This window comes from Tychonema sp. LEGE 07196 (assembly GCF_963890365.1).
Lineage (GTDB): Bacteria > Cyanobacteriota > Cyanobacteriia > Cyanobacteriales > Microcoleaceae > Microcoleus.
Genome location: NZ_CAWPRX010000161.1, coordinates 1 through 22,060 on the forward strand (window position 1 = coordinate 1; position 22,060 = coordinate 22,060).

The following is a 22,060-nucleotide window of genomic DNA, read 5'->3' on the forward strand; positions in this document are numbered from 1 at the left end:
CCCCCTCCCCCTCGAAAGATGATGATATTGATGAAAACTTCATTGCTAATTTCGACCCCAATGCACCCCTAACACTTGAAACTCAATATCAACTCGCTCAAGATGAGGAAAGCCCACTGCCCCCGCCTGTTTCCGAAAGAGGCGTTCCTAGAGCAGTGACAATGCTGCTGTTGACTGGTGGAATACTATTGCTAGGACTGCTAATTTGGCAATTTATCAAGCCTAAATCACCTCGCGAACCTATCGCACAATCAACACCAAAAGAAAGCTCTTCTGGCACCATTAAAGATGAAAAACCGGAGTTGCTGGCTAAATTAGCTTACCAAGACCAACAAAAACTGTTAGCCGAAAAACCGCAAAAAACCGCAAAACCCAAAACAGAACCGTCACCCAAACCGTCAAGAGCCCCACGAAATCCTCGAACTCCGCGTCTAGTTACTACCCGGAGCTCCGCACCGCCACCTACTCCTCTACGCGAACCCCTACCCGCACCCAGAACAGTAGTGCGGACGGTAACAGTACCCGCACCCATACCTCAAAGAGTACCCTCAAGAACACCCGCACCGGCCCCCATACTCAAACCGTTAGTACCCCCACCTTTAATTCCAACTCCAACATCCGAAAAAATCGACCCGTTTGAGCGGTGGAATCAACTCGCCCAACTCGGACAAATCAGGGGGAATTTTGACCCTAACCGAATAGCGAATGCCGTGAGTGCAACACCAAGCACTCCAGCGACAACAAGTGCTACCGCCGCCGCTAGTACGAACCCAACTCCAACAAGTGAATTCCTAACAGTCAATATCGGCAACCAAAAGTTGCAACCCTCATACGTTTCTTTGGAACAAATCCCACAAGAATTATATAACCGCCCAAATAACGCCACCAGGGAAAAGCTACACCCGGAATTTCCCCCGCCAGAGGACAGCCTCGAAACCGCCGACAACTCCCAAAACCCCACCAACCAATTAACTCCGGCTCCCTTTTCCCCCCAAACAAGTTCCGATTCTACTGATAACTCAATCGAGACGGAGGCTCGACTGAGCGCGAGCCGAACGTCCTTGCCCGCCGATACAGAATTTCAAACCCTTTCCCCTGAAGCTGCTCCAGAGGCTTCTGCCTTAACAAACTCCCCAACCCTAGAACAAGTAAACTCCCCAGGGGCAAAAGGCATTCTCAACCGCACGCCCCAAAGTTCTTCAACCTCCCAAACAGCTCAGGTTCCCCTTGGAACCACAGCCAACAGCGTAGTTTCGGTTCCCCTGTTGTGGGATGAAGGCTCAGGCAAACAGCTTTACGACAAATTTGCCGTCACCCTCACAGCCGACTTCACGGCAACTGACGGCTCTATTGCTTTTTCTGCGGGCACGGTTGTCATTGCCAAAGCCAGCACCGTCAGCAAGACCAATCGCATGGTACAAGCTACTGCTGTGGCGCTCGTCTACTCTGATAGCAACGGTCAGATTAAACAGCAGCCCATTCCAGAAGGCGCAATTTTGATTGCAGGAGAGGGTGGAGGGCCACTAATTGCTTCAGGCTACTTCGACCCCGGTTCCGATATTGCCGGACAGGATATCCTCACCGCAGTGCTGTCGGGAGTTGGACGAGTCGGGCAAGTATTCGCAGAGCCTAAAGTCAGGAGTTCTAGCAGTATTAGTGGCGGGTTTGGAAGCAGTACGACCACCGTTGAAAGTCGAGACCCCCAAATTTGGTCAGCCGTCCTCGATGGCTTCTTCAGCCCCCTAGCAAAACGGATGGAAAGCCGCTCAGATAGAGCAACTGAAGAACTTTTAAACCGCCCTAACGTAGCTGTGGTTAATAAAGGAACCCCCGTTTCTATTACTGTTAACAGCTTTCTCAACATTTACCGTTGACCGAGGCGTTGGTAAACGGTTAAGTCGCCCCAACGCGACTGCGATTAGTAAATAAAATCCCCGTTTCTACTGTCAACAATTTTCTCAACATCAACCGATAACTGCCATGACGAATCGCATCCAATCTCCAATAATGCTTTCCCTCGGAGGGCTTTTGTTCACAGCAGTGTTCGCCGCTGCAAGCTACCCCGACTGTGCTTTTGCTCAATCAAGAGTAACAGGCTATCAAACTGTGGGTCGAGATATTGCCGTCAATAGTGCGATCGATATTTTAGTCTATCCCGGTCGCGCAAGTGCGATCGACTTCAGCTCAACCGACGAAGCTCTCGCCTACGTTTTAATTGCCGACCCCTCAAAAATAGTTTTCAGCACCGATGCACAGTTGGCAAGCGGCCAAGCCAAAACTGTTTTCTTACGTCCCATTCAAGCGCTCAATTTTCCGGGAGCTACCACAGCTACCATCACTAACCTTTCAATCAAAACTGTAGATTCAAAAGGGAAACAGCGACTTTACAACTTCAACATCGTTCCTACCAACAAAGAACCAGAACACTTAGGAATTCGCATCGCTCCCGTCACCCCAAGAATGTCGCCGACTGTGAACGTTGATAGAGGTCGCGCACCCTCTGCATCAGATGTTGAAAAAGGATTGCTGATTGCCATTCAAAGAGGCTACACAGCAGCCAACGACCCAGTAGTCTACAGCGTGCGACAATTTTTAGCTCTGGTAAGAAATCAGAATCTATCGGCGGCCGATGCTGCTGCACGAGCCGGAGTAGACTTGTCTGTGATTGTCGAGCTGAGCCGCATTGCACGAGAAGAATTCAACTACCCTCGAACAAGATTTCAACAGCGACAACCGCCAACAGCCCGAACTACTAGGCTTCTTAAAAGTAGCTCTGCTTTTTGATTGGAGCCGGAGCTGCGGGAATAGGTAACGGGAATGGGGAATGGGGAGTGGGAGAGAATTTGACTGACTGTCTCCTCACTTCAAATTCCGCTTCATCAAAATTGTTGGGGAAAAGGTAATTTGGAAAAAGGTAGTTAACTCATAACTCATAACCGAAGAGCGCTTGGGGGGAGGCTCTCGGCAATCTCATAACTTCCTATTACCCATCCGATTATCGAAAAATTGAGATGCGAATCCTCTCCTCAATACTGCCCGCGCTGAGTCAGGCGGGAGCCTGTGTCGCTAGCCGCTCGCTCTGAGCACTTATGGCTTTTGACTGATTCAGATTGGTTTGAGGCTGCGCTACTAATAGGAATTAGTCAAACAGCATAACGAGACCGAGCGGGGATGGTGAATGAGGAGAGGAGAACTCTTTTACTTTTTACTTAACGCGAAGCTGAGTTATGAGTCATAACTCAAAACTCTTTACTTACTCCCAAACCGCTACACTCATTACCGCTATTCTTCTTTCTCTGACGAGAGCGCCCACGAGCGTCTTTCATCTGTTCGTTAAATAGGTATTCTTTGAACGGTTCGGGAGCAACATCAAATCCGGCTATTTTACACCCTAATCATTATGATCCTAGCTCCGGCTGTTGGCAAGCCAATTACCTTCTTGCCAATTACCTTTTTCCTAATTACCAAATAATAAAGGGGTTATCAAACCGCATAGGGTGTTAATTCCCTCTGAAAAAAAACGTTTTTTTTCTCATTCCCACTCCCTTTTTTCAACCAATGTTCCGCCCAAAAAGCTCAGTCAAAAAAAAGTCTGCCCTCCCGCTGCGCGTTGTGCTTACAGTTCCCAACGCTCTTTTGATTTCAACTTTACTATGTCTGACGGGATGGCTTTCTTTTCAAACAGGGCGGCAGACGATGAACGACTTGGTTGCACAGCTATTGGGAGAAGCAACGAGCCGCATCTCTGACCGCCTTGACAACTACTTAAAAGAAGGAGTTCTTGACAACTACTTAAAAGAAGGGGCTGGGGTTGGGAAAGGAGAAAAGAATTACAGTCAAATTCCAACTAATTCGGTAAATCAACTTTCTCCAAGTCAAACAGCCGGAGTCACAATCAAATCAAATGGGAAAAGAAATGGGTCAGACTCTCCAAAAACAATATTCCGTCAACAAAAAACAAATTCTGCTTTTCCCACCCCAACCTCAAAATTCAACTTGCACGATTTCCACATCAGCCCTAACTGTCAAGCCTTTATCTTAGACCGTTCGGGACGTTTAGTTGCTCGGAACGAGGTAACTGAACCAAAACCGTCTATTTCTGTTGACGGACTGCAGCGAGTTCGCACCCAAGCTCTCCAACAAAAAGTAATCCGGCTTTCAACAGAGTATTTGCTTAAACATTATGGCAGCCTCGCTGCTATTAACAGCAGCCAAAATCTTAACTTTACTGCCAGCAACTCACTATATTTGCTGCAAGTCAGACCTTTTGAAAACTCGAATGGCTTAAATTGGCTGATTGTGGCAGTTGTACCCGAAACCGACTTCACGGGCAAAGTTCAGGCCAATACTCGCAACACTATTTTGCTCGTACTGCTGGCTTTGGTTCTTTCTATCTGCCTTTTGCTGTCCATTTCCCTAAGAATAGAACAGCGGCTACTGCGATTAATTTCGGCAACAGAGGCGATAGCTGGCGGCGATTTCGACTCAACAGTTTCAGGTAGTGGCGTTGCGGAACTCGAAGCCTTAGCTTGTGCTTTCGAGCGCATGAATTGCCAGTTAAAAGCATCTCGCAAGCGGTTAGAAGAATATTCCGGCGATTTAAAGCGGCAAGTTGCACAGAAAACGAAGGAACTAAAACAAGCTAAAATTGCCGCCGAAAGCGCCAATCGCGCTAAAAGTACCTTTCTGGCTAATATGAGCCACGAATTGAGAACGCCTCTGAATGCGATTATCGGTTTTGCCCACCTCCTTGTAAACTCTAAAAAAACTGCACCGGAACAGCAGTCGAGTTTAGATGTTATCAATCGCAGTGGCGAGCATTTGTTGAAACTAATCAACGATATTTTGTCGCTGTCTAAGATTGAAGCTGGTCAAATTACCCTCGAATCAAATGCTTTTGACCTGTACAGTTTGCTCAATGATATAGAAGGGATGTTCCAACTCAAAACTCAATCTAAAGGGTTGCAACTTGTTTTTGAACGCAGTTCAGATGTACCGCAATATGTCCGAACTGATGAAAGCAAGCTGCGCCAAGTTTTGATTAATCTGTTGGGTAATGCTGTTAAATTTGCTGAGACGGGTAGGGTGAAGCTGACTGTAAAATGCCTTCAGTTGCTGGCAAAAAAACCGTTATCCAAATTCTTTCTCCAGTTCTCTGTGAAGGATACAGGCCCAGGCATTGCTCCTGACGAGGTTAGCCGTTTGTTCAAGCCGTTCGTGCAAACTGAAGCTGGCCGGAAATCGCAAACGGGAACGGGCTTGGGATTGCCAATCAGTAACTCTTTCGTCAAGCTGATGGGTGGTGAGATTAAGGTCAAAAGTTCTGTGGGGAAAGGAACGGTTTTTAGTTTTTACGTTAAAGTCAGTCATGCAAGTGAGAGCGAAATTTATGACAGACTGCCGCAAAAACGAGTGAAGGGGTTGGCACCTAACCAACAAATTTATCGCATTCTGGTAGCGGACGATGAGTCGGCAAATCGGTTGTTGTTAACTCAGATATTGAAGTCGGCTGGTTTTGTTGTGCGGTTTGCGGATAACGGGATTGAGGCGGTTAAGTTGTGGCGGAAGTACAAGCCGGATTTAATTTGGATGGATTTGAGGATGCCTGTTTTAGACGGCTTTCAAGCAGTTCAACAAATTCGAGCTCTGCCTGACGGTTCTAACACTAAGATTATTGCTTTGAGCGCTAATGCTTTTGTTAAAACCCAGGAACTTGCCTTGTCGAATGGCTTTGATGATTTTGTTGCCAAACCGTTCCGAGAGGCTGTAATTTTTGAGAAGATGGCGCTTCATTTGGGTGTTCGCTATATCTATGAAGAGGGTTCGGCGAGGAAGTCCGAACAGGATGAGCCTGTTATGCAACTGACTCCTGAGTCGCTGGCTCGGTTGCCGAGGGAGTCGATTGAGAAGCTTTATAAAGCAGCCGCTTGTGGAGACGAGCAAGCGGTAAGGCTGTTGATTGAGCGAATTCCGCTGTCGCAGAAGCAAATTGCTGTGGCTCTGACTAAATTAGTTGACAATATGAGCTTAGATATTATCAGCGATTTGACTCAACACTAGCTTTAAATGCTAACTGCGATCGCAGTTAGCGGTGAAAAGTTCTCAAAGTTCTTTCAAAGATTAGCCTACAATAAGCCGCAGTCCACTAATATTGTTTAATCAACACGTTTCAGAGCGTGCTTAAAAATAAATGAGCAAAATTATTGCGCTGTTCAACCAGTCAGGCGGCGTCTCCAAAACCAGTTTGACAATGAATTTAGGCTACCATTTAGCCAAGCGGAAGCAAAAAGTCTTGTTAGTAGATATGGACCCCCAAGCCTCACTTACCGCCTTCATGGGCTTGGAACCCTCTGAGTTACAGGAAACTGTGTACGAGTCCATTATGAACGGTTCTGACGCGGCGCTCCGCAAAAACCTTCACAACATGGACTTGCTCCCTTCTAATATTAATTTGAGCGGAGCAGAGCTGGAACTGGTGGTGGCTGACATGAGAGATAGTCGGCTAAAAGAAGTCATTGACCCCCTTAGCTCGCACTATGACTTCATATTGATAGACTGCCCTCCTTCGCTAGGCATCCTATCCTATATCAGTCTAGTTGCCTCCACTCACGTCTTAATTCCGATTCAGACTGAATATAAAGCTCTCAAAGGAACCGAATTGCTGTTGCAAACTATTGCTCGCGTCAGAAAACGCGCTAATCGGAAATTGCAGATTGCTGGAGTGATTCCGACGCTGTACGATACCCGTACTGTGCAGGCCTTTCAAAGTTTGCAGTCAATTACTACTTCTCTGGAGAAGATTGGTGCGATTTACCCCGCCGTGCCTCGGACTGTGGCTTTTGCCGATGCGTCACAGCAACACGTACCTCTGGCCGTGTACAATCCAAAACATCCAGCCGTCGCCGTACTCGATACTATTGCACAAGGACTCTTAGCTCTGGCATGAATCAAAAGCGCGACAGTCAGCCTTATCAAATCAAAGGAGTTGAGGCTCTATTAGGAACCAGCGACAGTGCAGATGCCGCATCCGAATTTGTCTCAATACACAAAATTGTCTTGCCCCAGCAGCAGCCGCGCCGCTATTTCGATCCGACAGCTATGCAAGAACTGGTGGAGTCAGTCAAGCAGCTAGGAATTCTGCAACCGCTCCTGGTACGCCCCATAGATGGCAACAAGTACGAATTGGTAGCGGGAGAACGGCGCTATCGAGCCGCGTCGTCGTTAGGCTTGACTGAAGTTCCTGTCGTGATTCGGGAACTGACAGACACAGAGGCTCTGCAAATTGCACTGCTGGAGAACTTGCAGCGGGAAGATTTGAATGCGATTGAGGAAACCGAGGGGATTCTGCAATTGCTGGCAATGAAATTAAACTCTACCTCCTCGTCTGTTATTGCTTTGCTCGGAGCGGCCGCGCACCCGGAACGCACGGGTGTGGATAACGTTATCCACAGCTCGGACTGGCAAATAGTAATCGATATATTTGCACTCGTTGGGAAGTACACTCCAGAGAGCTTCCGAACCAATCGCCTCCCCTTGCTGAACCTGCCAGATGATGTGATTGGAGCGCTGCGGAAAGGACGGATTGAGTATACCAAAGCCAGAGCGATCGCCCGAGTTAAGGATAGCTCGGAGCGCTCGCAATTACTAGAGGAGGCGATCGATCTCGACCTCTCCTTGACCCAAATCAAACAGCGCATTGCCGATTTAAAAGCGAAAACTACGGGGGAGGAGACGGCACCGGATCGATCGCTTAAAAGTCGCGTAGATGCAGCTTATGGCAGAGTGAAAAAATCTAAGGTTTGGGATGACCCCAAAAAGCAAAAGAAACTAGAGAAGCTGTTAGCTGAACTGGAAGCATTGGTGGGTGACGGATAGGAAAAATGAAGCGAATTTTAACTAACTCGCGGGAAGTCCCGCGATCTATCTGAAAGATGAGCGTCGGGTTAGCACAAGGTAGGGTTCATTCATGACCCCTACCGGACTTTGTGTTCTAACCGACGAAAGCGGTTGCTATATTTGTCAACTGCGAGTACGGCGAAAGAAATAGGTTCTCCAATTTATGTCCGATGAATTCCCCATCATTATTGTCACCCCTCAAGCTTACGAACTCTCCAAGACTGAGGCAATGGGAAGCAAGTATAAGTTTTGGTTTGAACACCCAGAACTCGGCCGCTGCCTGTACAAACAAGCAAGACTTGATTTAGGCGAAGATTGGGCAGAAAAAGTGGCCTCCGAATTGTGCGAATTACTGGGAATTCCTCATGCTAATTATGAACTGGCCGCCACGAGTGAGGGGAATCTCGGTGTAGTCTCTTCTTACTTTTTACCCAACGGTGGCACCCTCGTTCACGGTAACGAACTTCTTACTCCCATCGTGCCAAATTACCCCACCTTTGCAACCTACAACCTGTCACAACATACAATTGATCTAGTGTTGAGAATTATCTCTGATGAATCTGTGAACTTACCCATTGGTTGGACAGTACCCAGTGGCATCCAAAAAGCTGTAGAAGTGTTTGTCGGCTATCTTCTGTTAGATGCGTGGATTGGCAATGGCGATCGCCACCACGAAAACTGGGGTGTTGTCCGAAATAAGGCAGTGCCTACTACATCCGAAACAACACACCTAGCACCCACTGCATCCGAAACAGCACACCTAGCGTCTACTACATCCAAAACAGCACACCTAGCACCCAGTTACGATCATGCTTCCAGTCTGGGGCGCGACCTCTCAGATGAACAAAGGCAAAAACGCTCAGTAGAGGCTTATGCTAACAAATGTTTCTCGGCGTTTTATGGCAGCGTTGATGATAAAAAGCCTCTCAAAACTGTTGATGTATTTGACTGCGCTGCACGTCGATTTCCGAATGCAGCGCATATATGGCTTGAGCAACTTGAAAGTATCTCAAAGGCGAATATACTAGATATTTTTAATCGAATTCCTAACACTCGTATCTCACCGATTGCAGCCGAGTTTGCCCAAAAGATTCTTGAATTCAATCAACACAGACTGCTTAACTTGAGGAAAACGCTACCGTGAAAACACACTCAACGCTTTTTTTGGCTTGGCAAGATCCAAACAGCCGTTCCTGGTTTCCCATTGGCAGGCTAACATTTGACGGAACCAACTACCAATTTACCTACACGCAAGGCGTTTTAGAAGCTCAACAGAAGTGCGGTTTTGAACCCTTGCCCTCGTTTCCGCGCTTAGGTGAAGTATATACATCAACCTACTTATTTTCCGTATTTGCTAATCGGTTGATGCCTAAAAATCGCCCCGATTACTCAAGTTTTATTCACTGGCTAAATCTGACTCAAAATGAAAGCGATCCAATTGCCATGTTAGCCCGCAGCGGTGGGCGGCGAGAAACAGATACTCTAACTGTTTTTCTCATTCCTGAACCAGATTCAGAAGGGCGGTATCGCCTTCACTTTTTCTTGCACGGACTGCGGTATTTGCCACCCTGTGCAATTGAGCGAATTAACCGCTTAGAGACAGGACAAAATTTGTGGTTAGCTCACGAATTTCAAAATCATTATGATTCTAAAGCATTGACTTTAAATACAGAAGACCACCATATTGTCGGGTATTGTCCGCGATATTTGAATAGTGAGATTTTTGAAGTTCTATTGAGGAATCCCAGTTTGGTAGAGGTGCGCGTAGAGCAAGTCAATCTACCGCCGACACCACTCCAGTTTCGCCTGCTGTGTAATATAACTGCTCAATGCTATAATGACTTTCGCCCCTTTTCAAGTTATGAATATCAGCCCCTCAGCAGCTCTTGGGTTTAATAACTGCATCTAAATAACTAGACAATACTGTATATAACTCGACAAAACATTTGGTATAATGGCTCCATGTCTAGCTTGTCTAGATTTGTGTAGGTTCTATCGAGCGGTACTGGAAAACCCCCGCAACTTCGAGTTAGACTCCTCTTGGCAAAGTTGAGCCAAACATTCATCACCGCAATTCGCTCAGGAGCCTTTTCGCAATCCGGCCTGCTCGATCGGCGCTTTCTTCCCCAATCCGGTCTCACCGGAGTGCTACTGAAGAGCAGAATGTAGCAATTTAGTATCAATTGCTACATTCTGCACCAAATATCCGAGAGAGCCCGACTGCTAAAAGCCGATCGACTGCTCGCGAGCGAGCGCCCTCAATATCTCAAAGCGGTTCTATACTGGGCTTTTTTCTTGTTGGTGCAAAGATTCTGCAAATTCACGAAGTTGAGCAAGCGCTTCTTCGGATAAGTTTTCAAGCATTGAATTTAGCTGCTTTTTATTACCATTTTCGGGGCGGCTGGTGGCGAGAGATTGTGTTGCTATCGGAGAGAGTTCGCGCTGTAAAAAATCTTCAAATAGCTGAAAAAATGTATCAAGCGCTTGGGATTCATCTTCTGAATAAAAAAGGATAATTCGCGCCCAAGACCGGGTAGATTGCTGGTTAAATTGCTTTTCTATCCAGTCTTGAAATTCGGCAAATTCTTGTTCCTGTTCAGTAACAGGAATTCCGAGTTGGCGACAGGCACAAGTGTAACCGTCTAAAAAAGCTTGCAGACTAAAGATAGAACGCTTGCCAAGATAAAGGGCGGGTCTAGCTTTAATTTTATCTAAAAGCTGATAAAAATTGTTGTCTGCCGTAATTGGGGGTGTAGCTTGAGGATTTTTCCAGGCATATTCTTTGAGGGAGGCGGGTTCTGAGGGCTTTTCTCCTTGGTTAAATTCTGCAAGTAGTTCAAAAAAGTAATTGAAGGCTTCTCTATCATTGATGCAGAAAAGTTGAATGATGTTTGCCCAAGAGTTAACGGTTTTGACTTTTAATTTTTTCTGAATCCAAGGTTGAAAGTCTCGATAAAAATCCTGTTCTTCTGAAGTGATTGAGATGCGTAAATCTCGCTTTGCTATTTTGTAGCCATTTAAAAACATGAACAGATGAGGCAGGGAAGTTTGTCTTAAATATTTCGTGGGTTGATTTTTGATTTCTGCTAGAATGTCATAGAGTTGACTCATTTGATTGACCTTCATTTTGGTTAAAAGTTGTACTATCAAATTCTGTAATAATGAATTCTTCGCTAATGAATTGAAAGTCGTTTAGCCAATCTTCGCGGGTTATTCCTACTTAAACACTTTGAACTGAGGCGAAAATTTGGTCAGCAGATTCAGCACTTCATCTTTCAATTTGGTTCCCTTCACCGCCATCCGGCTCCTCAATTAAATCTAAACTTAGTATAAAACGCTCTAAGAGGACTTCCTCTGAGAGAAGCCCGCGCTGTACCGCCTAGCGGTCAGCGTCGGGAGTACATCACCGCACCAAACTAGCCAGGAGTCCCGACGCTTCCCGCTGCAAGCTCTGCCGATTGTCATCGTAGCAATTAAGGACGTTCGAGCTGGTATGGCGGCTCAACTTCTGCGCCATTCGCGTATTGCCGTTGCTTGCATCTAACAGAGTCGTAATTGCAGCGTGGCGTATTCTGTGCGGGCTGATTCTTTTAGGAATTCCCGCAGCGGAGCAAGTTGAGAAAACAAGCTTGTAAATAGCGTACCCGCTCAACCTCAACCCGTATTCCCGCTTTGTCAAAGCGATAAATAAAGGCTCTTGGGGCATTGCAGCTCCCCGCACGCTCAGCCAATCAGAAATCGCATCTGCCGTCGCGCTGTGCAAGTCAATTAGCTGCGCTTGAGTTCCCCTACCTTTGCCGTAAATGTTCAGAGTTCGGGCTAGCGGGTCAAAGTCGCCAATATTGGCTCCGCCGATCTCCCCCCGGCGCAGCGCATTGTCCCACAGCAGCCGGAGAACTGCATAGTCGCGCTTTCCCTGGGGTGTACTCCGGTCAGGAATTTCCAACACCGACTGCATCGCCGCCACATTCTCAGAAGCAACTCGGCCAAACCCTGTAGTATCCCGGTAAGGAACCACCTTCTCTCCTTCAACATCTACCAAACTCCACTCGCACTCGCCCACCTTGCGAGCAAAATTCACTCCTCTTTTGATCGCCGCCAGCCGCCGATTAATCGTCGCTTCCTTGAGTCCCTTGTCGATTAGTTTGGCTTTATATTTGAGAACCACCGCGACAGCGGCGAAGCGGTTCAGCCGTAGGAACTCGCGCACCAATGCTGGGTGCGGTTCCTGCTCCGTCATTGTCGTAAAGAAATCGTACAAGTCTTTCTCATAAGCACGCCTAGTGTTGACAGAGCGCTTGGCAGCTAACAGCTCTGCCACTAGGTCGCGCGTCGAAGCTATTTCTCCAAAGGAATTAGTAGCGTGTTCTAAGTCCATAGCCGGCCTCATAATGTGGCTTTCCAGACCAGATTACCCGATCAAGAGGTGCAAATAGCACAAGATTCAACCTTGAAAGACAACTTGAATACGTGCAGAAAATTTGCTGGGCTGTAAAAATACTCAGTTTCAATTTTGAGTCTCAACACTACTTATAACTAAAATTTATTGACGATTTGACGATTCTCCTGAACTTCCCTGTTTGTAAAGGTTTCAACTTCTAAGCTTCATTGACGATTTTTGACATTGTTTTTGACGATTCTCCCCAAATGCTTTCCCACTATAAGTTTGGGGAATAGCCGCTCTGTTTTTGACGATTCTGACGATTGGTTGATCGACCTGTCGCGATCGTCATTGACGACTTACGCCTGACATGATCCGGTCGCCACTGCTATCTGATTGACAATCGTCAATGACGATTCTGAATTGTCAAAGCTGTTATTGACGATTGAAGTGCTTATGGAGTAAAAGTTTTAGGGAATCGTCAAATCGTCAACGCTAATTTTAAGCTTTTGCAAAAAAGGGATCGGCAGGCCTTCGCGATCACACTCGGGAGCAACTAACTTCCCTGTAGCGTTTTGAACCAGCATCCGACATAACCTTGGCTTTTGAGGACTTGATGCCTCACGAGTGTCCTAACTCAAGGTCACGACAAATTTTCTTTGACGATTTGACGATTCTTCTAAACTATCGTAGTTATAAGGCTTTCAGCTTCTAACTTTCATTGACGATTATTGACATTGTTTTTGACGATTCTCCCCAAACGCTTTTTCAGCATGGATTTTGGGGATATACTGCAAATTTTTGACGATTTTGACGATTGCTTGACGCCCATCGCCCTATCAAGCTGGCAGGGAAGCGGATTGTCCTTGTTATCGCGGGAGCGGGCGATCGTGAATTTATTGGGATGTGGCTGGGGAATCGTCAATGACGATTGAAAATCGTCAAAGCTGCTATTGACGGGGGAACTGCTTGATGTGTAAGAGTTTCAAACTATCGCCAAATCGTCAATGCAATTTTTAAATTAGCAGTAAATTAGATGCCGGATAGTCCGTCGCGATCGTCCACAACCAACTTGCACCCCAGCATTTTCCGCTTTTCTCCTAACACAGCTTTTACAAAGGGGTTGGGATTCAGTGTCAAGCCGTGAACCAGAGCGCGACTAAAAAAGAAATTTTCTTTGACGATTTGACGATTCTCCTAAACTCTTCTATTTATAAAGCTTTCAGCTTCTAGCTTTTATTGACGATTATTGACATTATTTTTGACGATTCTCGATAAACGCTTTCTCTGCAAGGGCTGTGGGAATGTACTGCGAGTTTTTGACGATTCTGACGATTGCTTGACAACCTCTGGTGGACAAGCGAACTGCCACTATCACATGAACTCGATGTAAGCGAATGAGCAGGACTTACGCAGTTACTCTATATATAGTTATTTAATGTAGACTTTAATTTACTAAAACACTATATATACCGTTTTTTGTAAGTCCCGCGAGTAAGGTCAACAATGAATCGTCAATGACGATTCTGAATCGTCAAAGCTATTACTGACGATTGAAGTGCTTACGGGGTAAGAGTTTTAGGGAATCGTCAAATCGTCAACAAAAAAATAGGACACCACACCACCTATGGCGCTATATGGCGCTTGATGTAATTACCGTGAGTAACGTCAGCAGTGAATCGTCAATGACGATTCTGAATCGTCAAAGCTGTTATTGACGACTGAAGTGCTTATGGGGTAAGAGTTCTATGGAATCGTCAAATCGTCAACAAAAAATTTGGTGTACTCGGAGTTTTCTACGATTCTGACGATTGCTTGACGAGTCCAGCTTGCCGAACTAGCAGTTTGTAGGTTGCCGCTGTTACCAGTATGCTCACCTGCGGGCGATCGTAAATCTCTTGGGATGTGCTGAGGAATCGTCAATGACGATTTTCAATCGTCGAAGCTGTTATTGACGAGGGAACAGCTTGTTCTGTGGGAGTTTCAAACTATCGTCAAATCGTCAACGCAATTTTTAAACTAGCGGTAATTAGGTATCCGGTGACAATTGCGATCGCCCACAACCGACTGGACTTTAGTGTCTTCCGCTCTTCTCCCAACACAGCTTCTTTCTTGAAGCAACAGACGAAGGTTTCAATGCTCAGCTTTAGCCCTGGCTGCCAACAGTTACAAATTTCGCCCAACGTGCAAGACGATTATAGTGAACTGTTCTCTCTGTAAAGGTTTTAGCTTTTAAGAATCATTGGTGATTTTTTACAAAATTTTTGACCACGACTCACTCCGCGACAAAAAATGTGGTGGTTTGATGCGTTACGCTATCACTTCGCACCTTACATATAGAGGTTTTGCGTAAGTCTGGTTGACGATTCTCGCGATCGAGTTCACTCCACATAAGGCAAGAGGGATGCGCTACCTGGTTTTGACGATTGAAGTGCAAATACCCGCTAAGGTCAGATTTCTATCATGCGGTTTGAGGAATGCCCTGCCTGGTTTTGACGATTCTGACTCCGGTACGAGCAGCCCCACCGTGTAGAGCGCTCCAGACGGGAAGCGCGATCGTCAATGACGGTTGAGAATCGTCACAACTGTCATTATTGATAACGTAATCGCTTACTCTGGAAGACTTTGGAAGAATCGCTGCTGTCGGAGGACGGCATTTTTTGCAAGTTGCCACAAATACCCTGGACTGCACTTGCAACTCGGTTCGCGCGATCGCTCTGCGGGCTTGCAACTAATACCATTTCCGAAAAATTCTGCAACAGTAGCAACTTTTTTGTTGGCTTTGACTTGCGAATCAACCCAACGCTCGTGTTTGTAGCAGGGTTTTTCGGAAATGATATAACCGCCAAAACGTGGCCGAGCAACAATTATCTTAGAATCCGCCACTTGAAAGACTTACCGACCTTTTTCGTTTCACCGAGGTTCATCGAAACCATTTGGTTGAAGACCGCAGCCGTAAAGTCGGTGTTCGACATCTGGCGCAGTTTAGCTCCTGCAACGAGTTCGCGACAGTTGCGGTATGCTTCACGGGTGCTGATCCAACCTTCAGCAACCGTGTCCCGCAACTCTTCTGATTTCTGAATCAGTTTCTGGATGACCGGGACTGTATCGTCCTCATCTTGCTGCTGCCCTTTGTAAAGCACTTCAGCCTGGTTGATGTAGAAGTAGCTGGTGGCGATCGCCTTTTGAATGATGTCGGCCCCAATCAAGGTAGGGATTTCAATCTCAAAAGGCTTCTCGGAATGTTCCCTGCCTGAGAGCTTCCACTCTTCTTTCAACTGCAAGTAAGTTTTGAGGGTGCCGTCCAGGTTTTTCAACTTGCAGATTTCGTGCAAGCAATGCAGGATGAGGGCAATCCGCAGGCAGTACCCACTCCACTTGGACATGGCTAGCTGGAAGCCTTCATTAAGTTCAGCTTCTTCGCGCTCGACCATCGGGTTGAAGAAGTGCTGTTCGTAGTAGTCGGCTGCCGAGTCGCTGAGGTGGTAAGTAATCGGAAAACCCTGGTAAACAGTGCGGTTCGTTTCATCTCTGAGCACTTCGCCTGTCTCCTCATTTTGAACGGGACGATAGTGCATTTTGAGGACGGAAAGTTTGTGGTAGATGTCTTTGAGAAAGGCGTCAATGTCGGGGTAGGGCAGTCGCGTCCGCCGCCGTTTGGGCATCTGGGCCAAGCAGATTACCCACCGGGCCATCCAGCCGCTGGAAATTTTGCGGGGCGTCATCTCTTCGTCAAGCGTCTTGCGCTGGATGGTGCCGGTGATGGGGACGCACGACCTCTCCACCTCGACTCGGCGATCGCGGTCAATGAGGATGACTTTGGGACCGCCGCCGTTGTTGAGCGTGAGGTAAAAGGCTTCGTCGTCCCCCTTGCCAGACCGATATTTGTTGAGGGCTTTGAAGAAGCCGTCGATTTCGTCGCGGTGGACGAGGAAGCCGCGCGGATTTTCGTTGATGGTGCGGATCAGGGCTTCTACGGTGATGTGTTCGACCCAATACTCGCGGGGCACGGGTGGGGGCGGGAGTTCCTCGGGCGGGCTGTCAGGGTCTCGATTTTGCTGGGAGGCTTTTTGTGCTTCTTTGTAGCTTTTGAGGGCAATGCAGTATTCGCTGTTGGCCTCCTGCTGCAAGAGCCGGATGGGATTGACCATAACTTCTTGAGTTTGACTTTTAAGCTTCCCCGACCGGGCGGTGTTAATCGTCCACAGCACGCAGGACTTTTGTCTGAATCCAGGCCAAGCAACAACTTCAGCGGCCGTGCCGATCGCGCAGCCGAAGGTTGACCAACCTACTGTCATCAGGTGTTCGGCGCTGGTGGGCATTGCAGCAGCGATTTGTGCCAGGATGCAGGCAATTTCAGGCGGTAAAATTTGGTGCAAGTCGAGACTCTGCTTGCGCTTGCTAACTAAATCTTCAATAAGGGTTTTTTCGCTTTCGACTTCTGCGAACTGCCATTCTTGCAGTCGGGTTAAAACGATTTGTTCGACGTATTTGGGGTCGAGTTCCAAAGCTTGAGCGATTTGGGCACACTCGGATCTTCGTTCTGACAGGGGAATGTTGCCCCGTTCGAGGAGCCGATCGATATATTTGAGGAGCAGGTTTTCTTTCTGTTTGCTGTCAGAATCCGGCGGGTAAAAATTATCTGTAACCTCACTGTTGTTTGGCGGGATGCTCTCTGGCGCATCTGCTTGTAACTTTTGAGAATTGAGCTGCTGCTGGCTCGCGGTCGGTGATGCCCTGGGGCGCTTGTCGATACCCCATTCTCCTAAAATCCTGTCTTTAATGTGAGGGGGGCATGAAGCCTGGAAGGTTTCTCGATCCAGCCGGTAAATCTTTTTCCAGCAATTTTCAGAGTCTCCGCTGTGATATTCGGCGGCGGTTTGGCAAGCGGAGGGGCTAATGGTTTTGAGGATGCGCTGCCATTTGTAGGGATCTCGGCTGCTGTCTTCCATTTGCCCCCAGGCGTACTCGGCTAAGATTTCAGTGGTGCCGGAGTAGGAGATACTGTAGCGGTGGCAGAACTCTTCCCAGCCGTAGCATTCGGAGGCGAGAGCGGTCAGGGCGTCGGAGCGATCGCCTGTTTTGGCACCACCTGTCAGAATTTCAAGGGTGCGGGGGGAGATGAGGTCTTCTAGGCGAATTGCGCCGGGGACGTAACTTCCTACAGAACGGGGCGAGGTGTTGGCAGGAACAGACGGGTGCTGTTGCCGTGTTGGGTAAATACCAACATCTTCCGGTTTGGCAACTGTAGGCGGATATGCAACAAAATATTCCCAGCGGTATGGGATGCCGTTCGCGCCGACAGTAGGGGGCAGCAGGGTGTGACCGCCGTTTCGGGCAAGCAGTTCGCCCATTCGGGATCTGTCTCTATCTAGGCTGAAGGCTGTCCAATCTGGTTCTTCTGTGAAGGCGAGGATAACTCGATATCCGCCGGAAGGGGTGCGAAATCGAGGGGCGACATTCAGGAGGGGGTAGTCGTTGAACCACTGTTCAAGGCGCGCCTCAAAAGCTTGTGGCGAGGAGAAGACTTTTTCTTTGCGATCTAGATCGACAAAGGCGATGTAGTGACCCTGTGCATTAGGTCCGCCGCCGAGAGTGCCGATGCCAGTGGTGCGGGGGAACCACTTCGCTAAGTTTGCCTGAGTTGGCAATTGGTTTTGATAGGGTTTCCAACTGACTTTGACTGCTTTTCCTTTCTGGTTTATCCAAGCAGGCGCTTTGCCTCCGGGAACGTCGCAGTCCCTTTCGCATTCCTTGGGACATTCCGGCAGCGCAGGTCTGCCCAAGCAATTGTGGAGCCAGTCGATTGTCTGGGCGATCGTCTGGGGAGCCTGATTAATGTCGCTCATCGGTGCACCTCCAAGCGATATGAGAGGAATTGGGCGATGCCTGTTTTGACATCTTCCAAGTGCCGGCTCCGGGTTACCGAGAAGTTTTTGCTAAAAATTTGGCAATTTGTGTTGGCAAACCTCCTAATTTTGCTAAAGTTAAATAGCACCCAATTTTGCTTCCCCAGCCAAAAAGCTTGATGCGGCTGTGGATGCAGGTCAGTCTCCATCAAAAACCTCCAATTTGACCCCAATTATTTACCAATGGTAAATCTAGATTCACCCACAGTGAATTAAGGTGACAAATCTTAATGCTAATTTATGAAGCCTTCCACAATACTTTGAAACGTTATGACATCAGTGGCAAAGCCCTAGCTCGAGTTGCTGGGGTCAGCGAGAGTCTTGTGTCGCAGTTTAGGCACGGCAAGAAGGGTGTAACTGACGAGATGCTCGACAACCTGTTGGAGGCGATGCAGAAGATTGCTCCGGGAGCACGCAAACATTTTTGTTCGCTGGTAGCTGGGGAGCTGGTGGAAGGAGCGGGTGTGGAGAATGCAATTAAGGAGATTTCTATTGAGGAGATTCCTGAATTGTTGATGGCGATCGCGCGTTGCTGCAAATCGGGTGAGAGTCAAGTTTTGCAAGTGTAGTAACGCAGCACTTTCGATCTTCATTGTGACAGCTTAAAATACATCTGTTATAACCCTGTCAGCTTTATTGGTTTAAATATTATTCCTACATATATAGATATATCTTCCCTGTGGCATAGGCAGATTTGATGGCAGAGTAACACATCGCAAACCTGCACTTTCTATCAAATTTTTCATGTGAGTATCTTTAACAGGATAGAGACGCCAACCGAACAAATATTCTTGTTGCATTTGAGATGTTGGAATGAGTTTAAAATTTTCCTGATACGCACCATTTTCCCATTTGCCTTGAGCTTGTAGTATCCATTCATGGTTAAGTTGTTCTGATTTTTCTGTCCAGTTGTACTCAGATTTTTGCGAGAGGTTTGAATTGGATATAACTATAACACCTTCGTCAGCAAGCAAACAGCGACTATTGTTCAAACAAGAAAGCCTTTGCTCGTCGGTACTGAGATGCAGAAACTGACTACCGCCGAAAATAATTAGGCAAAATTTCCTTCTATTAATAGGTGGAGCCGTCATATCGCCAAGTATTAATTGAACCTTCTCTTTCAATCCGGGTTTAGCATTATTGAGTTTTTGCTCAAAGACGCTCAACATTTGAGGGGAGTTATCTAAGCCCACTACCGAAAAACCCATCTCTGCTAATGGAAGAAGTTTAAGTCCAGTGCCACATCCTATTTCCAATATCGGCTCTCCAAATTGTTCTGAGCAGAGCCTAAAAAACTCCGTATCTAAGTCTTGTCTGCCTAACCGTTCGATGATAAAATCATAAAGCTGAGCAAATAATGAATTTTTATACGAATTTCCAGATGTGTAGCCTTGTGCGTCCATATCTACTCCTGAAAAAAGTGTTTAAACGATCTGGTAACTATTGATTTCTAAACTGATTGCCTAACAGAATTAATTGTATGCTTGATCTCAGTTTTCACTCTGTTCAAATTCTCAACATTATCAAAAGGAACGGCGTTTGTTTAATCTGGAACCATACCGGGAGCAGAACCTGGTTAAACGATTGACCGACATGGTGTTGTTTCGGAGAATAACCCGCGTCTACTGCCCCTCGTAGCGACTGATGCCAAAAGCGATGTAGTTATGGGGAATTAACTCGGTGCGATCTGAATCGTTGACTATCAGACCTATAGTAGCATCGTGCACCCAATCGCTCCAATCCCACACTCGCCTCTCTTTTTCTGAGATTTGTACGGCGATGTAGATCCCCTCAGCTAGACGGGCACTCATCAGGTTATTACCGAAATCAAGTCCCAGGTAAAAATATTGCACGGGGACGTTTTTGCGGCGACTTGCAATTGCCTTGGTTAAGCCAACTGCCATCGCTGAGAGGGGCGCGATCGCCGGATTGAGGCGGGTTAAAGCTGCAAGGTATAGATTTCCATCTGGTTCTGCGTAACTAATAGCATCGCGATATTCCTCCAAGGTAGCATCAAGGTTGCCTGTAGTGTTGTAAATGGCACCAAGTAAGTTGTACATCCATGCTAAATCATCCACTGCATTCAAACGCACTAGCCACTTGATGGCATTACGGCAGAAATCTAGGGCATTGTTACCCACATCCCGCACCCCAACTGTCACAACACCGTTCACCGATGTTGAAAGTCTTGCGTACATCGCGTTCGTAAGCACGGTCTTTAAGTAAAAATACGCAGTTCTTTGAGGTAACTCGCGATGGCCTGCTGATGCTCGCGGACTCAGATGCGCCTGAAAGAACTGCGTATTTCTGGGCCATCGCGAGTTAAATCTGTTTTAAAAGAAGAAACAAACTCCGATAAATCAGAAATTGAAGACAAGAGCGATCACAGGTCACACTCACCTGCACCAATCAAAATTACCTATAGTTATTCCCGCGATAAATTGACAGTTTAATTGGCTAAAATGCGGGTAAAAATACGGCATCAATTGTTTGACAATACTCTGTAAAGTATACATTTAAATTAATTGATTTGAGAAAATACCACGCTGCAATTTCTTTATCAAGAAATTGACCTGAAAACCTATCAAAACAAATCCGATGCATTCGATGCACAGTTAATAACTCATGTCAATCTCAAAAGGAAAGCGAGATTTGATTTCGGGCCTGCCACTAAAACAGTTGAAGGATATACCACCTTCAACTGAGTTGCCTGCAAATTTTGCCCAAATTCATCCCCCGCGCTTTGAGTGTGGCGAGATGGTGCGCTGGACTGATGTTGGTGAAGAAGCCGATTGGGGAATAGTTATTGGCAAATTTTACAACTACGAACAGCGCCGTTGTTGTTGGATGTGGTGCTACGTAATTTGGCTGGCTCCTGATTCCAAGAGTACAGCTTGGTGTCAATTTGATACGGCGTGGGAGGAAGATTTAGAGAGGTATGAGGATGAAAAAGCCACATACTTTGACAGATAGAGAACGCAATTTGATTGCAGTTTACAGCCAATGCCAATTGGGCATGACGCCGAAACAGTTTTATGTCAAGTGGGGGGTAAGTTACGAGCAAATTGCCGAAATTTGTTCCCGCTCTGATTCGACAGTACAGGGTTGGTTTAAGCGGGGGAAAAATCGAAGATTTCCTACTGCTGTTGATTTGCGCCATTTGGCAGTAATGGATTTTCTGCTGGAACACTTTGAGGAGATTCCCGACGTACTGGCGAACTTGCTGTGTCCGCATTCCGAAGATAAGAAGGTGCGTTAGAAGAGAATTGGAGCGGTTTAAAGCACAAACCTAATTAATTGTCAAGGTCAGCGTGACCTGTCTTGAAGAATATTCTCTCAACTAGCGTAATGGCAAGCAAGGAAAAAAGAACGCAACCTATTACTGTCGCTGGTGAGGTTAAAATGACTTATTTTGAGAGATTGCATCCGTGGTGCATCATTAAGCTGCTTCCTAATTGTCAGCGTATTGTTGTGGCGCGATTTCGCAGGAGGAGGGATGCAGACGATCATTTTCGGGTTTTGCAGCGGTTTGTCAAAGAATTCACATTTGTGATTGTTTTTGACATCCCACCAAAGCCTACTTTGCCTAAAGAATAACGACGCAGCTCTATGTGAAATCGAATTAATCGATATAGCTGCGTTAGATTAATATATCCGCTTTCGGGCGAATTACCCCAGCTACAGCTCCTACTGATAGCTGGGGTAATTTTTTATCTACTGGGGGCTGTTAACTGGAGTGATAGATTGTCAAAACCGGGTTTGTTAAACTCTACTAACTAGAGCTTGTTATTAGACTTTTAATTGACGCTCCAGAGCCATCGCATTTTGTATCGATTTCTCTAATTATATGAGTAATAATCCTAAAGTTGATAGC

The 22,060-nt window shown here is 46.7% G+C and carries 20 protein-coding genes; 13 read left to right on the forward strand and 7 right to left on the reverse strand.

Annotated features, from left to right (window positions below):
- From AACV78_RS18480 to AACV78_RS18510, 7 genes are all read left to right on the forward strand, one after another.
- On the forward strand, positions 1 to 1,874 hold a 1,874-nt coding region (locus AACV78_RS18480), incomplete at its 5' end, for a hypothetical protein (protein ID WP_194074322.1).
- Positions 1,875 to 1,980: 106 nt separating this feature from the next.
- The gene (locus AACV78_RS18485; RefSeq protein WP_194008876.1) at positions 1,981 to 2,784 is read left to right on the forward strand and encodes a hypothetical protein; all 804 of its coding nucleotides are present in this window, start codon (positions 1,981 to 1,983) and stop codon (positions 2,782 to 2,784) included.
- Between the two features lie 912 nt (positions 2,785 to 3,696).
- Entirely contained in the window at positions 3,697 to 6,060 is a 2,364-nt protein-coding gene (locus tag AACV78_RS18490) for an ATP-binding protein (protein ID WP_228042332.1), read from the forward strand.
- A 130-nt stretch (positions 6,061 to 6,190) separates the two neighbouring features.
- A complete protein-coding gene (locus AACV78_RS18495; RefSeq protein WP_194008878.1) occupies positions 6,191 to 6,946 on the forward strand; it encodes a ParA family protein in 756 nt (251 codons plus the stop codon).
- Positions 6,943 to 7,875 carry a ParB/RepB/Spo0J family partition protein gene (locus AACV78_RS18500; RefSeq protein ID WP_194008879.1) on the forward strand — a complete coding sequence of 311 codons (933 nt, stop codon included), beginning with the start codon at positions 6,943 to 6,945 and terminating at the stop codon, positions 7,873 to 7,875. Before AACV78_RS18495 ends, AACV78_RS18500 begins: the two co-directional genes overlap by 4 nt.
- 184 nt (positions 7,876 to 8,059) lie before the next feature.
- A complete protein-coding gene (locus AACV78_RS18505) occupies positions 8,060 to 9,040 on the forward strand; it encodes a HipA domain-containing protein (RefSeq protein ID WP_194008880.1) in 981 nt (326 codons plus the stop codon).
- Positions 9,037 to 9,792: an HIRAN domain-containing protein gene (locus tag AACV78_RS18510; protein WP_194008881.1), complete on the forward strand. Its 756-nt coding sequence runs from the start codon at positions 9,037 to 9,039 to the stop codon at positions 9,790 to 9,792. Before AACV78_RS18505 ends, AACV78_RS18510 begins: the two co-directional genes overlap by 4 nt.
- Before the next feature lie 381 nt (positions 9,793 to 10,173).
- On the opposite strand, the gene AACV78_RS18515 is transcribed toward AACV78_RS18510, so the two are convergent.
- Positions 10,174 to 11,007, reverse strand: coding sequence for a hypothetical protein (locus AACV78_RS18515; RefSeq protein WP_194008882.1), 834 nt, complete (start codon positions 11,005 to 11,007; stop codon positions 10,174 to 10,176).
- A gap of 292 nt (positions 11,008 to 11,299) precedes the next feature.
- Entirely contained in the window at positions 11,300 to 12,286 is a 987-nt protein-coding gene (locus AACV78_RS18520) for a tyrosine-type recombinase/integrase (RefSeq protein WP_228042333.1), read from the reverse strand.
- A gap of 734 nt (positions 12,287 to 13,020) precedes the next feature.
- On the opposite strand from AACV78_RS18520, the gene AACV78_RS18525 reads away from it, so the two are divergent.
- Positions 13,021 to 13,212 carry a hypothetical protein gene (locus AACV78_RS18525; protein ID WP_228042334.1) on the forward strand — a complete coding sequence of 64 codons (192 nt, stop codon included), beginning with the start codon at positions 13,021 to 13,023 and terminating at the stop codon, positions 13,210 to 13,212.
- A gap of 811 nt (positions 13,213 to 14,023) precedes the next feature.
- Here the strand turns inward: AACV78_RS18525 and AACV78_RS18530 are convergent.
- Complete coding sequence (locus tag AACV78_RS18530) at positions 14,024 to 14,200, reverse strand: hypothetical protein (protein WP_194008884.1); 177 nt, start codon at positions 14,198 to 14,200, stop codon at positions 14,024 to 14,026.
- Positions 14,201 to 14,251: 51 nt separating this feature from the next.
- Here AACV78_RS18530 and AACV78_RS18535 point away from each other — a divergent pair, with 51 nt between their 5' ends.
- Positions 14,252 to 14,497 (forward strand): hypothetical protein, encoded by a 246-nt coding sequence (locus AACV78_RS18535; protein WP_194008885.1) that lies wholly within the window; start codon positions 14,252 to 14,254, stop codon positions 14,495 to 14,497.
- Between the two features lie 241 nt (positions 14,498 to 14,738).
- On the opposite strand, the gene AACV78_RS18540 is transcribed toward AACV78_RS18535, so the two are convergent.
- On the reverse strand, positions 14,739 to 15,008 hold the full coding sequence (locus AACV78_RS18540; RefSeq protein ID WP_194008886.1) for a hypothetical protein: 270 nt from the start codon (positions 15,006 to 15,008) through the stop codon (positions 14,739 to 14,741).
- A gap of 136 nt (positions 15,009 to 15,144) precedes the next feature.
- A complete protein-coding gene (locus tag AACV78_RS18545) occupies positions 15,145 to 18,126 on the reverse strand; it encodes a DUF3987 domain-containing protein (protein WP_194008887.1) in 2,982 nt (993 codons plus the stop codon).
- Positions 18,127 to 18,416: 290 nt separating this feature from the next.
- Between AACV78_RS18545 and AACV78_RS18550 the strand changes: the two genes are divergently transcribed.
- On the forward strand, positions 18,417 to 18,755 hold the full coding sequence (locus AACV78_RS18550; RefSeq protein ID WP_194008888.1) for a helix-turn-helix domain-containing protein: 339 nt from the start codon (positions 18,417 to 18,419) through the stop codon (positions 18,753 to 18,755).
- Between the two features lie 72 nt (positions 18,756 to 18,827).
- On the opposite strand, the gene AACV78_RS18555 is transcribed toward AACV78_RS18550, so the two are convergent.
- Together AACV78_RS18555 and AACV78_RS18560 are read right to left on the reverse strand one after the other, a co-directional pair.
- The gene (locus AACV78_RS18555) at positions 18,828 to 19,589 is read right to left on the reverse strand and encodes a class I SAM-dependent methyltransferase (RefSeq protein ID WP_228042335.1); all 762 of its coding nucleotides are present in this window, start codon (positions 19,587 to 19,589) and stop codon (positions 18,828 to 18,830) included.
- A 219-nt stretch (positions 19,590 to 19,808) separates the two neighbouring features.
- Positions 19,809 to 20,384 carry a hypothetical protein gene (locus AACV78_RS18560; RefSeq protein WP_194008889.1) on the reverse strand — a complete coding sequence of 192 codons (576 nt, stop codon included), beginning with the start codon at positions 20,382 to 20,384 and terminating at the stop codon, positions 19,809 to 19,811.
- 427 nt (positions 20,385 to 20,811) lie between these two features.
- Here AACV78_RS18560 and AACV78_RS18565 point away from each other — a divergent pair, with 427 nt between their 5' ends.
- The 3 genes from AACV78_RS18565 (at position 20,812) to AACV78_RS18575 (ending at position 21,783) form a co-directional block, all read left to right on the forward strand.
- Positions 20,812 to 21,159: a hypothetical protein gene (locus AACV78_RS18565; protein ID WP_228042336.1), complete on the forward strand. Its 348-nt coding sequence runs from the start codon at positions 20,812 to 20,814 to the stop codon at positions 21,157 to 21,159.
- Positions 21,131 to 21,445, forward strand: coding sequence for a helix-turn-helix domain-containing protein (locus AACV78_RS18570; RefSeq protein WP_194008890.1), 315 nt, complete (start codon positions 21,131 to 21,133; stop codon positions 21,443 to 21,445). Before AACV78_RS18565 ends, AACV78_RS18570 begins: the two co-directional genes overlap by 29 nt.
- 89 nt (positions 21,446 to 21,534) lie before the next feature.
- Positions 21,535 to 21,783, forward strand: coding sequence for a hypothetical protein (locus AACV78_RS18575; protein ID WP_333093920.1), 249 nt, complete (start codon positions 21,535 to 21,537; stop codon positions 21,781 to 21,783).
- The last annotated feature ends 277 nt before the right edge of the window (positions 21,784 to 22,060 follow it).

What these genes read in the sequence shown, in the direction of transcription:
- AACV78_RS18560 (WP_194008889.1), bottom strand. Translation starts at nt 20,384, where the DNA reads ATGTACGCAAGACTTTCAACATCGGTGAACGGTGTTGTGACAGTTGGG.
- AACV78_RS18555 (WP_228042335.1), bottom strand. Translation starts at nt 19,589, where the DNA reads ATGGACGCACAAGGCTACACATCTGGAAATTCGTATAAAAATTCATTA.
- AACV78_RS18495 (WP_194008878.1), top strand. Translation starts at nt 6,191, where the DNA reads ATGAGCAAAATTATTGCGCTGTTCAACCAGTCAGGCGGCGTCTCCAAA.
- AACV78_RS18575 (WP_333093920.1), top strand. Translation starts at nt 21,535, where the DNA reads ATGGCAAGCAAGGAAAAAAGAACGCAACCTATTACTGTCGCTGGTGAG.
- AACV78_RS18550 (WP_194008888.1), top strand. Translation starts at nt 18,417, where the DNA reads ATGCTAATTTATGAAGCCTTCCACAATACTTTGAAACGTTATGACATC.
- AACV78_RS18570 (WP_194008890.1), top strand. Translation starts at nt 21,131, where the DNA reads ATGAAAAAGCCACATACTTTGACAGATAGAGAACGCAATTTGATTGCA.
- AACV78_RS18565 (WP_228042336.1), top strand. Translation starts at nt 20,812, where the DNA reads ATGTCAATCTCAAAAGGAAAGCGAGATTTGATTTCGGGCCTGCCACTA.
- AACV78_RS18505 (WP_194008880.1), top strand. Translation starts at nt 8,060, where the DNA reads ATGTCCGATGAATTCCCCATCATTATTGTCACCCCTCAAGCTTACGAA.
- AACV78_RS18485 (WP_194008876.1), top strand. Translation starts at nt 1,981, where the DNA reads ATGACGAATCGCATCCAATCTCCAATAATGCTTTCCCTCGGAGGGCTT.
- AACV78_RS18515 (WP_194008882.1), bottom strand. Translation starts at nt 11,007, where the DNA reads ATGAGTCAACTCTATGACATTCTAGCAGAAATCAAAAATCAACCCACG.
- AACV78_RS18490 (WP_228042332.1), top strand. Translation starts at nt 3,697, where the DNA reads ATGAACGACTTGGTTGCACAGCTATTGGGAGAAGCAACGAGCCGCATC.
- AACV78_RS18545 (WP_194008887.1), bottom strand. Translation starts at nt 18,126, where the DNA reads ATGAGCGACATTAATCAGGCTCCCCAGACGATCGCCCAGACAATCGAC.
- AACV78_RS18500 (WP_194008879.1), top strand. Translation starts at nt 6,943, where the DNA reads ATGAATCAAAAGCGCGACAGTCAGCCTTATCAAATCAAAGGAGTTGAG.
- AACV78_RS18520 (WP_228042333.1), bottom strand. Translation starts at nt 12,286, where the DNA reads ATGAGGCCGGCTATGGACTTAGAACACGCTACTAATTCCTTTGGAGAA.